The organism is Corynebacterium sp. HMSC066C02, from assembly GCF_001814945.1.
GTDB classification, from domain to species: Bacteria; Actinomycetota; Actinomycetes; order Mycobacteriales; family Mycobacteriaceae; genus Corynebacterium; species Corynebacterium aurimucosum.
Genome location: NZ_KV818474.1, coordinates 70,947 through 84,341, shown reverse-complemented (window position 1 = coordinate 84,341; position 13,395 = coordinate 70,947). Strand labels below are relative to the sequence as shown.

The window sequence follows — 13,395 nt, the reverse complement described above, 5'->3', positions numbered from 1 at the left end:
AACAGAAACTCCCCGCCACGATCCTGAAAGGACCATGCGGGGAGTTACAGGCGAAGCTTTACTTGCCCAGCTTGCGACGCTGAACGCGGGTGCGACGCAGCATCTTGCGGTGCTTCTTCTTGGACATGCGCTTGCGGCGCTTCTTGATGACAGAACCCATAGTAGGTTTCCTCACTTTCGGTATCAGTACGTACGTAAACCGGCCGGCAACGCCTGGAATGAAACCACACACGGTGCACTCGTGGCGGCCCCTGCGAAACAGGGAGACACAGGCATACCAGTGCCGAAACGAATGTTCACTATCTTACCTAGCGGCCTGCCCAGCACCAAAACTAAGGGCAGCGCCCACCGCCGCGGACCGCGAGTGGTCCGCAGTGGTGGGCGCTGCCAGAAAGAGGTGAACGCTAGGCTCCGTATACGGAGGCCTCAAGGTATTCCTTGACGGCAGATTCGTGGACGCGGAAGGAGCGTCCCACGCGCACGGCCGGCATGTCACCTGCATGAACCAACCTGTACACCGTCATCTTGGAGACACGCATGATCTCCGCAACTTCGGCGATGGTCAGGAAAGTTCCCTTATCTTCATTCGTCATAGTTTATTTAACCCTTCAGCACGTGACGCGCTGTAGGCTTCCCCTCCCACAGGACTATCACGCACGCGCTCCTGCCAGCTTAGCGTGAAACGTGTGACTAATGCGACCCAAGAGCTAATTTTTTCCTCTTTCGCACCGCTGTTCCCCATCAAGCCCGTGTGACAACATATGCCACAGGGCTACCAGAACGGCGGGAAATTTTAAGCAAGTTCCTGCGCACGCTGGGTGCATGCTTCGGCGGCACGGAAGAACGCGCCCCGCAGGCCAGACTCCTCGAGTTCACGAAGGGCGGCAGCAGTGGTTCCCCCCGGGGAGGTTACCCCTGCGCGCAAAGCCACCGGATCCTTGCCGGATTCAGCCAGCATGGTGCCCGCGCCTTGGGCGGTGCGGGTGGCTAGCTTTTCGGCGACGTCACGGGTGAGGCCGAGCTGCACACCGGCGTCGATCAGCGCTTCGGTGACAAGGAAGTAATACGCGGGAGCAGAGCCTGCCAGTGCGGTGGCGGCGTCGATGTGCTTCTCCTCAATGACAGCAACCTCGCCGACGGCTTCCAGAAGCTTGACCACGCCAGCCTGTTGCTCTTCGGTGACGTGGGAACCACCCGCGCAGGTGCACATGCCCTTGCCCACCAACATGGGGGTGTTCGGCATGACGCGGACGACTGGCACGCCCTCGCCGGCGGCCTTCTCCAACGTCTCGAGGGTCAGGCCGGCAGCCATGGACACAACCACGGCCGTCTTGGGGATGTCGAGGCCTTCAAGGAGCTCCTCGATGGCATAGGGCTTCACGCACGCGAAGATGTATTCCGCGCCGTCGATAGCCGCAGCATTATCGCTCGTGACCGACACGCCATAGGCGCTCTTTAGCTCCTCGCTGCGCTCGGAACGACGGTTGGTCACCACGATGTCCGCGGCGTCATAGCCCGCATTCACCAGCCCGGAAACTAGGGCTTCGCCGATTTGTCCTCCACCAAGTACTGCAATTTTTGTCATGCTATCCAGGGTGCCAGAAAGGCTAGGATGCGGCCACCAGGTCAAGGCTGTGCACGCAGGCTGACCCCGCGCATGCAAAAGGCATCTGCCAGAAGGCGTTTTCAGGGCAAAGATACCTTTTAACAGATGCCTTGTGACAGATGCCTTATGAGAAGGTGTCCTATGGAGCTGGTTCTTACATCACCACGAGGAGCGGGCCGAAGGTCAGCACCAAGCCGGCCACGGCTGCGAGGAACATGGAAAGACCATCGCGGCTGGTACGCAGTGCGTGGACGATGCCAACGATGACACCGGTGACAACCACACCAAGCACCAGGACAACGAGGCGGTCGAAGCGATCCCAGAGGATCTCGAAGCCCTTGAACACGATGGCGCCGAGCACGATGCCCACGAGGGCGAGCAGGACGACGGCGAAGGGGTTGAGCTTGCCTTCGTCTTCCTCGTCGTAGTCCTCGTCATACTCGTCAACGTCCTCATCGACTGCCTCGAGCTCACCCGTGGTGAAGGTGTCCTCGGCGGCGTCCTGCGGCTTCTCATCGACCGGTGCGGCGGTCTTTACCTCAGGCTTCTCTGGCTCGTCCTTGACCTTTTGGATGACGCGGGTGTCATCATCAGAAGGCTGGGAAGGCTTGGACTCGGACTCCGCGGGCTTCTCCACAGGAACGGCAGCGGCCTGGGGCTTGTCCACCTTCTGGGCTGCTTCCTGCTTGGGGGCTTCCTTCTTCGGAGTCTCTTCCTTGGACTCCTTCTTGGTCTCCTTCTTCGGAGCAGGAATCACCGGGGCCGTCTCATCGATGGAGACGTTCGAGTGCTTTGCCTCAGCCGGGGTTGCCTTCACCTTTTCGAGATTGCCGGTCAGCTCCGCAACTGAGATGCCGCCTTCATCGAGGCTCCGGCGACGGCGGCGCGGGGTCTTCTCCTCGCCGGGTCGGTCCTTCGCGTTACGGGCCAGCAGCTCCGCAACTGTCAACTGTTTCTTGTCAGCCACGTTTCTTTCCTATTCCAGTCCCTTATCGGTACGGCGCAAAATAACACCTTCTCGGAGAGCCCAGGGGCAGATCTCCAGCTTTTCGATTCCCAGGGCACGCATGCTCGCCTCCGCCACTAAAGCACCGGCGACGATCTGATGCGATCGGGTAGAACTTACACCCTCAAGGTCCGCCCTGTCAGCTGCAGTCATACGGGAGATGAAGGAAATCAGCTGACGCAAACCCGGCGCCGTAAGGGTGCGTTTGACGTAGGGACCCGCAGACGAGGGCGCAGCACCGGTCAAACGGGCCAGCGTGCGGAATGTTTTCGAGGTTCCCACGGCCAATCCCGCAGGGCCCAGGGCGCGCATCTTATCGGCCACGCCGACCAGTTCCGCGTCAATGTAATCCCGCAGCAAATTTACCTTGGACTTCTGCGGAGGATCGGTATCAAACCAATTATGAGTCAGGCGGCCAGCTCCCAAGTCGAGGGAGAAAGCCATTTCCGGATGCTCATCGGTACCGGTGGACAGCTCCAGCGAACCGCCACCGATATCGAGGTTGGTGATGCGGCCAGCGGACCAGCCATACCACCGGCGGGCGGCGAGGAAGGTCAAACGCGCTTCCTCCTCGCCCGACAAGATTTCTAGGCGGACGCCGGTTTGCTTCTCAACTTCATCGAGAACCTTGGCCGAGTTCGTGGCCGAGCGCACGGCGGAGGTAGCAAAAGCGATGAATTCATCACAACCCAGCTTCTGGCCCAGCTCAGCGGCCTCACCCACGGCGGAGATGAGCTTCTTCATGCCCTTCTCGTGGATGTTGCCGTCCTTGTCTAGCTGTTCCACCAGACGCAGCGGGGTCTTCCAATCGCTCATCGGCGAAGGCCGCCCACCGGTTGCGGCGTCGACCGCAACGAGGTGGACGGTATTACTTCCGACGTCTAATACACCTAATCGCACGCCTCTAGAGTAGTAGGTCTACCGTGGGTAGGTGTGAATCGCCCGAAATCGAATGAAGTTTACCTGGGTTTTCCCGCCTCCTCCCCGGCGGCGGCGTCCATCTTGGCCGGCCGCGAAAAGGCCCCCGACTTCCCCAGAGAGTGGTTTGAATTTACGGATCCAAACGATCCACTCCACATCTTTTCCATCGACCTGACCTGGCTCGAATCGCACTATGCCTGCCAGTTTGGGACGGAGAGGTGCCACGGCATCGATAAGCAGCAGCCCGATGTCGGCTGCTGCGTGCACGGCGCCTACATGGCTGATGAGACGGATCGGGAGCAGCTTCGCGACGCCGTCGCGCGCATGCCCGCCCGCTTCTGGCAGCACCGCCCTGCGGGGGTAGATGAGTTCCTGGAGCACGGAGAACCTGAGGAGTTGGAGCCCTGGCTGGAGTGGGATGAGCTCGACGGCGATGATGGCGAGCCGGAACCGGCCCTGAAGACGCCGCTTGTCGACGGCGCCTGCATCTTTGCCAACCGCGCCGGCTGGCCCACGGGCGCGGGCTGCGCTATCCACCAATGGGCGCTCGAGGCGGGTGAGGAACTCACCGTGGTCAAGCCCGAGGTGTGCTGGCAGCTGCCGATTCGCCGGCACGAGGACTATGAGGAGCGCCCCGACGGGGAGGAAATCCTGCGCACCACTATCGGCGAATATGACCGCCGCGGGTGGGGTAACGGCGGAGAGGACTTTGATTGGTATTGCTCGGCAGATCCCTCCTGCCACATCGCGGAAGAACCGCTGTGGAAGTCGCAGAAAACCGAGCTGATCGCGCTACTCGGAGAGGAGTGCTACGACATCCTGGCCACACACTGCGAGGCCCGGGCACGGTCCGGAGTCGAGTTCCCGCGGCACCCGGCTGACCCCCGCGTTTAAGCCTCGAACTTATAGCCCAGGCCGCGCACCGTCACGAGCTGCTGTGGGCGGGAAGGTTCGGCCTCAATCTTGGAGCGGAGGCGCTTGACGTGAACATCGAGGGTCTTGGTATCGCCCACATAATCCGCTCCCCAGATGCGGTCAATGAGTTGGCCGCGAGTCAGTACACGTCCGGCGTTGCGCAGTAGGTATTCGAGGAGGTCAAACTCCTTGAGCGGCATGGATACCGGCTCGCCGGCCACGAGAACGGTGTGGCGCTCCACATCCATGCGCACGCGGCCGCCTTCCAGGATTTGCTCGTCGGGCTCCTCCTCAGCGTGCTCGGAGGAGACATCTTGGCCACGGCGCAGCACAGCGCGGATGCGGGCGATGAGCTCGCGGGAGGAATAAGGCTTAGTCACATAGTCATCCGCGCCGAGCTCCAGGCCCACAACCTTGTCAATCTCCGAGTCGCGCGCGGTCACCATAATCACCGGCACAGAAGACGTCGTGCGCAATTGCTTGCAGACGTCCGTTCCAGACATTCCCGGCAGCATGAGGTCCAGCAGGACGATGTCTACGTTATGTGCCGCAAACTGTTCGAGCGCGCTGGGCCCGTCGGGGGCAAGGAGAACGTCGAATCCCTCCTTTCGGAGGAGGAAGGCGAGGGGATCGGCCAGCGACTCTTCATCTTCAACGATGAGGATGGTGGTCATTGCGCTTTATCCTTTCGACGAGCTGCTACACGCGCCACAGCGCGCTGCAAACCAGGGGCGGCAGAGCTGACGGCTCCGTCTTCTATATTATCCCGGTTAATAAGATTATCCGCTGGCTTCTCTTCGGCGTATATAGGGAGCTCGATAGTAAACGTCGAGCCAGTTCCGGGGCGTGACCACAGCTTGATATTGCCGCCGTGATTAGCCACGACGTGCTTCACAATGGCCAAGCCAAGGCCAGTCCCGCCGGTCTGCCTGGAGCGTGCCTTATCCACGCGGAAGAAGCGCTCAAATACCCGCTTCTGGTCTTCCGGAGCAATGCCGATGCCGCGGTCCGTGACTCGGATGTGCACGACCTTCCCGCCGACGACCTTCTGCGTCACCGATACCGGAAGCTCATCCGGCGAATAGTGGATGGCGTTGGAGATCAAGTTTGAGATCGCCGTAACCAGGAGGGATTTATCTCCCATGACGTGAACACCTGCGGATTCGCCGCGGGTGAGCTGGTTGTGGTGGGAATCGGCGGCGAGCTGGTTGCGGGTGATGGCCTCATCGATGACGTCATCGAGGTCAAGCGGCTCCATTTCTGGCAGCGCCTCCGCACCTTGCAGCTTGGACAGGGAAATGAGCTCGCTGACCATCTCGGCCATGCGAGCGGCTTCCTTTTGCACCCTGCTGCCGAAGTACTCGACATGCTCGGGATCCCCCGTGTCTTCGAGGAGGGCCTCGGCTAACAGGGCGATGCCGCCGACTGGGGTCTTCAGTTCGTGCGACACGTTAGCCACGAAGTCACGGCGGGCAGATTCCATGCGCACCGATTCGGACTCGTCGGTGCCGTAGACGATGACGAAGCGATCGTCGTTCAGCGTCAGCGGCTGAACCACCGCGCGTACCTGAATCACGCGGTTACCCGTGCGCCGCTTGGGAATGGCAAGGTCCAGCGTTCGAGTCTCCTTATCGTCGAAGACCTCCTCCGCGACCTTCCAAATATCGGGGTTCACGGCACGGTCGTGCACCATCGACATTTGATGGGACGCAGGGTTGGAAAAGATGACCTCTTTGTCGCGCGAGAGCACCGTCATACCGGCCGGCGAGCCCGCCACGGCGAGATGCAGGACCTGGCTCACACTGGTGACCTGGTTGGCGTCCGCATCGCGGACGCGGCGGCGCTCCATGCGTTCACGGAACCGAGCCAGCACCGGAATGGCCAGACCACAGGCCACCACGCCGGCAAGAAAAGCTAAAACCAGTTCCACAATCATTCACGCCCCTACAAAGAATCCCCAAGGAGTATATGCTCCCTGGGGATTGTGCGCAGCACGCAGCTTGCTCGGTGTTTAGTTCTTTCCACCCTGAGCGGCCACGGCGGCAGCACCGGCAGCAGCAGCTTCCGGATCGAGGTAGGTGCCGCCCGGGTTCACCACGGAGCCGTCCTCGGTGATCTCGTAGACCAGCGGGATACCAGTTGGAATATTAAGGCCGGCAATCTCCTCATCGGAGATCTGATCCAGGTGCTTGACCAGCGCGCGCAGGGAGTTGCCGTGTGCGGCGATGAGAACGGTCTCACCCTTCTTGGCGCGCGGGAGGATCTCCTCCTCGAAATAAGGAACGAAGCGCTCGACGACATCCTTCAGGCACTCGGTACGCGGAACCTGATCCAGGTTGGCGTAGCGCGGGTCACCGGCCTGGGAGTACTCGGCGCCATCCTCCAGCTCCGGCGGCGGGGTGCCGTAAGAACGGCGCCATGCCATGAACTGCTCCTCACCGTACTTATCCTTGGTCTCTGCCTTGTTGAGGCCCTGCAGGGCGCCGTAGTGGCGCTCGTTGAGGCGCCAGTCGCGCACGACCGGGATCCAGTGGCGGTCCGCAGCGTTGAGCGCAATATTGGCGGTGCGGATGGCACGGCGCAGCAGGGAGGTGTAGACGATATTCGGCAAGATGCCCTGTTCCTTGAGCAGCTCGCCGCCACGCTTGGCCTCGCCCTCACCCTTGGCGGTGAGGTTGACATCAACCCAACCGGTGAACTGGTTGGACTCGTTCCATTCGGACTGTCCGTGTCGAAGTAGAATCAGCTTTCCGTTACTCATAAACACCAGCATGCCACGTTTTTCGGCGGCTCGCCTGTGAACCCGAGCACATCACCCCTAAGTGTGGGTTTATGCCCATTTATGTGGGATTAGTATCCGATTGCCCGGCGCGCATGACAGTCCGGAATCTCGATACTCATCGCATCGGCATAAATATTCTCCAGCTGGGTGGCGGCCGCTGCCCAACTGAACTGCTGGGCGTGATCGACGGCGGCTTCGCCCATGGCGATGCGGCGGGGGTCGTCGTCAAGCAACTGCTCTAGCGCGTCAGCCCAATCCTGCGCCGAATGGGAGTGAACGAGCAAGCCCGTGTCACCATCCGCGACGGCAATAGGCAAGCCGCCGACGGCCGCTGCCACCACGGGCGTTCCGGAGGCCTGCGCTTCCATGGCTACCAGCCCGAAAGACTCGTTATAGCTGGGCACCGCGACGATATCCGCGGCTTGATAGATGGCCACGAGCTCCTGCGGCGGGCGCGGGCTCAGGAAGCGCACGACGCGCTCCACCCCCAGCTCACGAGCGAGGTTGTGGTAGGCATCCGGCGAGGAATTCGCCCCAGAGGCACCGCCACAGATGATCACGCGCAGGCGACGATCCGGATCGCGCTCCATCAGCTCCGCGGCGGCGCGGATGAGCACGTCGGGGCCCTTGAACTTTTGCAGGCGACCCACAAAGGCCACGACTTTGGTGTGCAGCGGGATGCCCAGCTGGCGGCGGGCGCGCTCCGTCATACGGTCTGTACCCGGGGTATACAGCTCGGTATCTGCACCCGGGGAGACCACGACGATATTCTCCGGCGAGGCGTCGTAATGCTCGATCAGATCGCGGGTTTCCTGGGCGGTGTTGACCACCAGGATGTCGGCGTTATCCACCAGTTGCTGCTCGCAAATGCGGCGGGCTTCGGTTTCCGGGGTGTCATCGAGCGTGCGGTGCACGTTCTTCACCGCGGCCAGCGTGTGTGCGGTGTGGACAAGAGGGACGTCCCAAAGGTCACGCAGCAGCCAGCCCACCTGGCCGGAGAGCCAGTAGTGGGAGTGGATAACGTCATACTCCACCTCAAAACAGCGCGCGAAGTTGAAGATGCCGCCCGTGAACGCGGCCAGCTGCGTGGACAGTTCCTCCTTGCTGAGGCCTTCATAGGGTCCCGCCACAATATTGATGACGCGCAGGCGCTCCTCGACGTCCACCACTTCCCCCTGACTGGGGCGCGTGGCGCGAGTGAAAATATCGACCTCTACGCCGAGGCGCGCGAGCTGGCGGGCAGTGTTAAGAACATAGACATTCATGCCGCCCGCGTCCCCGGAACCGGGCTGTTCAAGGGGCGAGGTGTGCATGGAAATCATCGCGATGCGCATAATTTTCCAGTGTATCCCGAAACGAGCCGCGTTATACTGGCCCGTACCTCAACCTACGCGACCGAAAGGTGAATCGATGTCGGCATACGAGTCCAAGGCGTGGCTCCAGTACTACCCGGAGTGGACCCCGCACAGCTTGGAGTACGGGGACACCACGCTTCTCGACGTTTACGACAACAACCTCGCGCTCCACCCCGACAAGCCGGCAACCTACTTCTTCGGCCGCACGCAGACCTATGCCGAGTTGGACAAGCAGGTTCGCCGCGCAGCCGCCGGCCTTCGCGCCTTCGGCGTGCGCCCGGGAGACCGCGTTGCCATCGTCGCCCCCAACTGCCCGCAGTTCATCTCCGCCTTTTGGGCCGTACTCAAGCTGGGCGCCATCGCGGTGCTCCACAACCCGCTCTACACCGCCCACGAGCTGGAGGGCCTGTTTAAGAACCACGGCGCACGCATCGCCATTGCGTGGGATAAAACGGCCTCCACCTTGGAGAAGCTGCGCCCGACGACCTCCCTGGAGACCGTCGTCTCCATCAACATGATCAACGCGATGCCGACTCCGCAGCGCCTAGCCCTGCGCCTGCCTATTCCGCCGCTGAAGTCCAAGCGCGATCAGCTCACCGCCCCGGCCCCGAATACGGTGCCGTGGGAATCCCTCGTGGGCAACGCGATCGGCGGCGATGGTTCTGACGTCATCACCCCGGAGGAAGTCACCAAGGACACCACCGCGCTGATCCTCTACACCTCCGGCACCACTGGTAGCCCCAAGGGCGCGGAGCTGACCCACGGCAACCTCTTCTCCAATATCTTGATGGGCAAGCACTGGGTACCGGGCCTGGGCGATTCCCCTGAGCGCATGCTCGCCGCCCTCCCCTTCTTCCATGCCTATGGCCTGACCATGAACGCCACCTTGGCGCCGCTCATCGCCAGCGAGCTGGTGCTGCTTCCGAGCCCGCAGATGCCGCTCATCATGGATCTCATGAAGAAGCACACCCCAACCTGGGTGCCGGGTGTGCCGACCTTGTACGAGCGCATTGTGGCGAAGGCGGAAGAAAACGACGTCTCCCTCGATGGCGTGCGCGCGGCCTTCTCCGGTGCCTCGACCCTGCCGGTCAATACCGTGGAGAAGTGGGAAAAGTACACCGGTGGCCTGCTCGTGGAGGGCTATGGCCTGACGGAGTGTTCGCCCATCATCGTGGGCAACCCCATGAGCAACGACCGCCGCCCCGGCTACGTGGGCATCCCCTTCCCGGATACCGAAATTCGCATCGCCAACCCGGAGAACCTGGATGAGACCATGCCGGACGGCCAAGAAGGTGAGGTCCTGGCCCGCGGCCCGCAGATTTTCAAGGGCTACTTCGGCGATGAGGAAGCCACCGAGAAGGCCTTCCACAATGGCTGGTTCCGCACCGGTGATATGGGCGTGATGGAGGAAGATGGCTTCATCCGCTTGGTCAGCCGCATTAAGGAAATCATCATCACCGGCGGCTTCAACGTCTACCCCGGCGAGGTTGAGGAAACGCTGCTGGACCACCCAGACGTGGCGGAGGCCGCCGTGGTGGGCCGCCCGCGTTCGGACGGCTCGGAGGACGTCGTGGCCTGCATCGTGCTGAACGACGGCGCCGCGCTCGACCCCGAAGGCCTCAAGGACTACTGCCGCGAGCGCCTGACCCGCTACAAGGTGCCGCGCACCTTCTACCATTTTGAGAAGCTGGCCACGGACCAGCTGGGCAAGATTCGCCGCCGCGAGGTTCAGGCGGATCTACTCGAGCGCCTCAAGGCGGAGAAGTAGCACTCCATAGCCCCGGAGCGATCCCTGCGTGATAGACGCATATCACCGAGGTTATAGTATTTTCACTCCTCGAAGCAACTTTGCTAAGTTTTGCGAGACTTCTGTCACAGATTGGTTATACTGTTCCAAACATAACAAGTTTGACCACCTAAGGAGTTCGCGAACATGACCGAATCCCCTGCCCAGGCCTCCTCCGCCTTTGAGACGAAAGCCTGGCTCCAGTATTACCCTGAGTGGACTAAGCCCAATCTGGATTACGGTACCGAAACGCTCTTGGACTCCTACCGAGAAACCGTGGAGGAATTCGGCGAAAGGCCCGCCACGTGGTTCTTTGGTCACCAGATGACCTACCGCGAACTCGACACCCACGTGCGCGCCGCCGCAGCGGGCCTCAAGGCCTTCGGCATTCGCCCCGGCGACCGCGTCGCCGTGGCACTCCCCAACTGCCCCCAGCACGTGGCGGTCTTCTACGCCATCTTGAAGCTCGGGGCGACCGTCGTGGAGCACAACCCACTCTACACCGCGGCTGAGCTCGAGCCCCTCTTCCAGGACCACGCCGCCCGCGTGGCCGTGGTCTGGGATAAGGCGAGCCCGGTCTTTGAGGAGCTGCGTGATTCCACGCCGCTGGAAACGATCGTTACGGTCAACATGATTGAGGCCATGCCGCGCCCCAAGCAGCTGCTCCTGCGCTTGCCCCTTCCTTTCATTAAGGACAAGCGGGCCGAGCTTTCAGTTCCCGCCCCCAACACCGTTCCGTGGAGCACGCTCACAGGCCGCGCCATCGGCGGGCAGGGCCAGAAGCTCGAAGACGCCAAGGTCAACCGCGACGATACCGCACTAATCCTTTACACCTCCGGAACCACCGGCAGACCCAAGGGAGCGGAGCTGACCCACTCCAACCTGTACTGCAACATGAAGATGGCGGAAGCGTGGGTCCCTGAATTGGGCAAGAAGCCCGAGCGCATGCTCGCCGCCCTCCCCCTCTTCCATGTCTATGGACTCACCCTCATCGCCGCCCTCGGCGTGCACATTGGTGGCGAGCTCGTCCTCACCCCCGCACCGAAGGTTCCGCTGCTCCTTGACATCATGAAGAAGCGCCTCCCCACCTGGATGCCGGGCGTGCCCACGATCTACTCCAAGGTTATGGAGGCAGCCAAGGAACAGAACATCGATCTCCACGGCATCGGGAACAGCCTCTCGGGTGCAGCAGCGCTACCAGCGGAGATCGTTGAGGAATGGGAGGTGCTGACCGGCGGCCTGCTCGTGGAGGGCTATGGGCTCACGGAAACCTCTCCGATCGTGGCCGCGAACCCGCTCAACAAGAACCGCCGTCCCGGTTATATCGGCATCCCCTTCCCGGATACCGCGGTGCGCATCGGCAACCCAGACAACCTCGATGAAACTCAGCCGGACGGCACCGCGGGCGAGCTCCTCGTGCGCGGACCGCAGGTATTCAAGGGCTATTTCAACATGCCAGAAGCCACGGAGAACGCCTTCCATAATGGCTGGTACCGCACGGGCGACATGGCACTCATGGAGTCCGATGGCTTCATCAAGATCGTCTCCCGTATCAAGGAGATGATCATTACCGGCGGCTTCAATGTGTACCCGGCCGAAGTGGAAGACGTTATCCGCCAGCACCCGGACGTTACCAACGTGGCCATCGTCGGCCGCCCGCGCGCAGATGGTTCCGAAGACGTCGTGGCCTGCATCGTGCTGGAGGATGGCGCGGTGCTCGATCCGGAGGGCCTCAAGGACTACTGCCGCGAGCGCCTGACCCGCTACAAGGTGCCGCGCACCTTCTACCACTTCGAGCACCTGGCCTCCGACCAGCTGGGCAAGGTCCGCCGCCGCGAAGTGCAGCAGGACCTCCTGAAACTGCTCGGCAAAGAAGCTTCCGCCTAAGCCGCGCGGTCGATATAGCGCATCACGCGCGTGGGGTTGAAGGTTCGGTAGAACGCTTCACCCGCACCGACAAGCTGGCTCACTAACGTGCTGAGCTGCCAATCCAGCTGCTCATCGGTGTAGCCCCACTTCGTGGGAATGCGGGCCGTGGTCACTAACACCAGGTCCTGTTCTTCGGCACCGTCGAGGTTCACCGCCTCGATGCGCGCGGAGTAGACGTACTGATCATCGTTCATAAACTCAGCCCGGCGCACGAGCGCATCAAGGTCGCACGCACAGCGGCCGGAGGGCGTTACGAGGCTGAGTTCAATATCCCCGGAGCCATCACGAGCGGATTCAATAGTGATCGCGTGTTCATTGATGAGGATGCTCACGGCCCTATTCCGGTGGTCCACCACGTGAACGGGCGTGCCGATCATTGCCAGGCGCGTGGCGCGCTCGTACACTCGCCACATCCCCACCGCTGAAACCCCATAGGCCTCGCTGAAATAGTGGGGCGATACCGGCTTAAGCCCAGACCCCTTCCGTGGCTTGGAGGGCTCTTCCGGAAACTGCTCATCCAGGCGCGCGAAGACCGCCGACATTTCGGCCGCATAGCCCGCGATAATGCTCTTGAGCTGGGCATTCGTGGCCGTCGACGGCAGATAAGGCGGCGCGAGGACCAGCAGGTGGGTATGCATAGTGGAGCTTCCGCAGGGCTCGGCAACGAGGTTGCCAGAGATTCCACCGCCGTTGAGATCATTGACCTCCATGCGCAAAGGCTGCCGGTCCGGGTTGAAGCGCACTGCACCGCCCCAATACCCGAAGACACAGAGGCCGCCCTTGTCCTCGTTGACGTCGATGCTTAAGAGCCCGCCGGCAATTCTGATGGTGGGCAAGCCGGTGGAGGAATCTTCCTCCAGCTTTCCGGCCAGCTTGGTCATAGTTTTGATTACTCGGCTTTTGCTGAGCCGAGCTGGTGTCTTGTTTGTTTTCTCGGTTGCTGATTGAGACATAGTCCCCGCTTGTTTTTCTTTTCTTTCATGCTGCGCGAACCGATGCTGAGCCACCCCTGCTCCTCCCCGAGCCGCTGCAGTGAGGCCAAGAATACAAAAGGTTGCGCAACTTCGCGCGGCGGAGACGCGGCGAGTACCCCCA

Annotated in this window: 13 protein-coding genes; 3 read left to right on the top strand and 10 right to left on the bottom strand. The window is 61.7% G+C overall.

The genetic code is table 11. The features are described 5' to 3' along the window. Positions 1-58: 58 nt before the first annotated feature. The 5 genes from HMPREF2996_RS12530 to HMPREF2996_RS10750 all read right to left on the bottom strand — a co-directional run bounded on the left by HMPREF2996_RS12530 (position 59) and on the right by HMPREF2996_RS10750 (position 3,512). Positions 59-160, bottom strand: a complete 102-nt coding sequence (locus tag HMPREF2996_RS12530) for a 30S ribosomal protein bS22 (RefSeq protein ID WP_003855542.1) — start codon at positions 158-160, stop codon at positions 59-61. Positions 161-404: 244 nt separating this feature from the next. Beyond that, the gene (locus tag HMPREF2996_RS10765) at positions 405-593 is read right to left on the bottom strand and encodes a helix-turn-helix domain-containing protein (RefSeq protein WP_010189818.1); all 189 of its coding nucleotides are present in this window, start codon (positions 591-593) and stop codon (positions 405-407) included. 200 nt (positions 594-793) lie between these two features. After that, the gene (gene proC / locus HMPREF2996_RS10760; protein WP_070443935.1) at positions 794-1,585 is read right to left on the bottom strand and encodes a pyrroline-5-carboxylate reductase; all 792 of its coding nucleotides are present in this window, start codon (positions 1,583-1,585) and stop codon (positions 794-796) included. 175 nt (positions 1,586-1,760) lie between these two features. Further along, the gene (locus HMPREF2996_RS10755) at positions 1,761-2,573 is read right to left on the bottom strand and encodes a hypothetical protein (RefSeq protein ID WP_070443938.1); all 813 of its coding nucleotides are present in this window, start codon (positions 2,571-2,573) and stop codon (positions 1,761-1,763) included. A 9-nt stretch (positions 2,574-2,582) separates the two neighbouring features. Then, on the bottom strand, positions 2,583-3,512 hold the full coding sequence (locus tag HMPREF2996_RS10750; protein ID WP_012714802.1) for a Ppx/GppA family phosphatase: 930 nt from the start codon (positions 3,510-3,512) through the stop codon (positions 2,583-2,585). Between the two features lie 33 nt (positions 3,513-3,545). Here HMPREF2996_RS10750 and HMPREF2996_RS10745 point away from each other — a divergent pair, with 33 nt between their 5' ends. Next, positions 3,546-4,427, top strand: coding sequence for a DUF3109 family protein (locus HMPREF2996_RS10745; protein ID WP_070645773.1), 882 nt, complete (start codon positions 3,546-3,548; stop codon positions 4,425-4,427). Here HMPREF2996_RS10745 and HMPREF2996_RS10740 read toward each other — a convergent pair. The 4 genes from HMPREF2996_RS10740 to mshA all read right to left on the bottom strand — a co-directional run bounded on the left by HMPREF2996_RS10740 (position 4,424) and on the right by mshA (position 8,564). Beyond that, complete coding sequence (locus HMPREF2996_RS10740; RefSeq protein WP_070443947.1) at positions 4,424-5,122, bottom strand: response regulator transcription factor; 699 nt, start codon at positions 5,120-5,122, stop codon at positions 4,424-4,426. The genes HMPREF2996_RS10745 and HMPREF2996_RS10740 overlap by 4 nt on opposite strands. Further along, positions 5,119-6,384, bottom strand: a complete 1,266-nt coding sequence (locus HMPREF2996_RS10735) for a sensor histidine kinase (protein WP_070443950.1) — start codon at positions 6,382-6,384, stop codon at positions 5,119-5,121. Before HMPREF2996_RS10735 ends, HMPREF2996_RS10740 begins: the two co-directional genes overlap by 4 nt. Positions 6,385-6,459: 75 nt before the next feature. Continuing rightward, complete coding sequence (locus tag HMPREF2996_RS10730) at positions 6,460-7,209, bottom strand: phosphoglyceromutase (protein WP_070645831.1); 750 nt, start codon at positions 7,207-7,209, stop codon at positions 6,460-6,462. 89 nt (positions 7,210-7,298) lie between these two features. Next, on the bottom strand, positions 7,299-8,564 hold the full coding sequence (mshA, locus tag HMPREF2996_RS10725) for a D-inositol-3-phosphate glycosyltransferase (RefSeq protein WP_070443953.1): 1,266 nt from the start codon (positions 8,562-8,564) through the stop codon (positions 7,299-7,301). 76 nt (positions 8,565-8,640) lie between these two features. Between mshA and HMPREF2996_RS10720 the strand changes: the two genes are divergently transcribed. Together HMPREF2996_RS10720 and HMPREF2996_RS10715 are read left to right on the top strand one after the other, a co-directional pair. Next, positions 8,641-10,353, top strand: a complete 1,713-nt coding sequence (locus tag HMPREF2996_RS10720; protein WP_070443956.1) for a long-chain-fatty-acid--CoA ligase — start codon at positions 8,641-8,643, stop codon at positions 10,351-10,353. A gap of 165 nt (positions 10,354-10,518) precedes the next feature. After that, positions 10,519-12,258 carry a long-chain-fatty-acid--CoA ligase gene (locus HMPREF2996_RS10715; protein WP_070645771.1) on the top strand — a complete coding sequence of 580 codons (1,740 nt, stop codon included), beginning with the start codon at positions 10,519-10,521 and terminating at the stop codon, positions 12,256-12,258. Here HMPREF2996_RS10715 and HMPREF2996_RS10710 read toward each other — a convergent pair. Then, the gene (locus HMPREF2996_RS10710) at positions 12,255-13,181 is read right to left on the bottom strand and encodes a hypothetical protein (RefSeq protein ID WP_070731341.1); all 927 of its coding nucleotides are present in this window, start codon (positions 13,179-13,181) and stop codon (positions 12,255-12,257) included. The genes HMPREF2996_RS10715 and HMPREF2996_RS10710 overlap by 4 nt on opposite strands. Positions 13,182-13,395 lie beyond the last annotated feature (214 nt).

Excerpts from the sequence above, each read along its gene's own strand:
- HMPREF2996_RS10735 (WP_070443950.1), bottom strand. The coding sequence starts at position 6,384 with ATGATTGTGGAACTGGTTTTAGCTTTTCTTGCCGGCGTGGTGGCCTGT.
- HMPREF2996_RS12530 (WP_003855542.1), bottom strand. The coding sequence starts at position 160 with ATGGGTTCTGTCATCAAGAAGCGCCGCAAGCGCATGTCCAAGAAGAAG.
- HMPREF2996_RS10765 (WP_010189818.1), bottom strand. The coding sequence starts at position 593 with ATGACGAATGAAGATAAGGGAACTTTCCTGACCATCGCCGAAGTTGCG.
- HMPREF2996_RS10720 (WP_070443956.1), top strand. The coding sequence starts at position 8,641 with ATGTCGGCATACGAGTCCAAGGCGTGGCTCCAGTACTACCCGGAGTGG.
- HMPREF2996_RS10710 (WP_070731341.1), bottom strand. The coding sequence starts at position 13,181 with ATGACCAAGCTGGCCGGAAAGCTGGAGGAAGATTCCTCCACCGGCTTG.
- HMPREF2996_RS10730 (WP_070645831.1), bottom strand. The coding sequence starts at position 7,209 with ATGAGTAACGGAAAGCTGATTCTACTTCGACACGGACAGTCCGAATGG.
- HMPREF2996_RS10740 (WP_070443947.1), bottom strand. The coding sequence starts at position 5,122 with ATGACCACCATCCTCATCGTTGAAGATGAAGAGTCGCTGGCCGATCCC.
- mshA (WP_070443953.1), bottom strand. The coding sequence starts at position 8,564 with ATGCGCATCGCGATGATTTCCATGCACACCTCGCCCCTTGAACAGCCC.
- HMPREF2996_RS10715 (WP_070645771.1), top strand. The coding sequence starts at position 10,519 with ATGACCGAATCCCCTGCCCAGGCCTCCTCCGCCTTTGAGACGAAAGCC.
- proC (WP_070443935.1), bottom strand. The coding sequence starts at position 1,585 with ATGACAAAAATTGCAGTACTTGGTGGAGGACAAATCGGCGAAGCCCTA.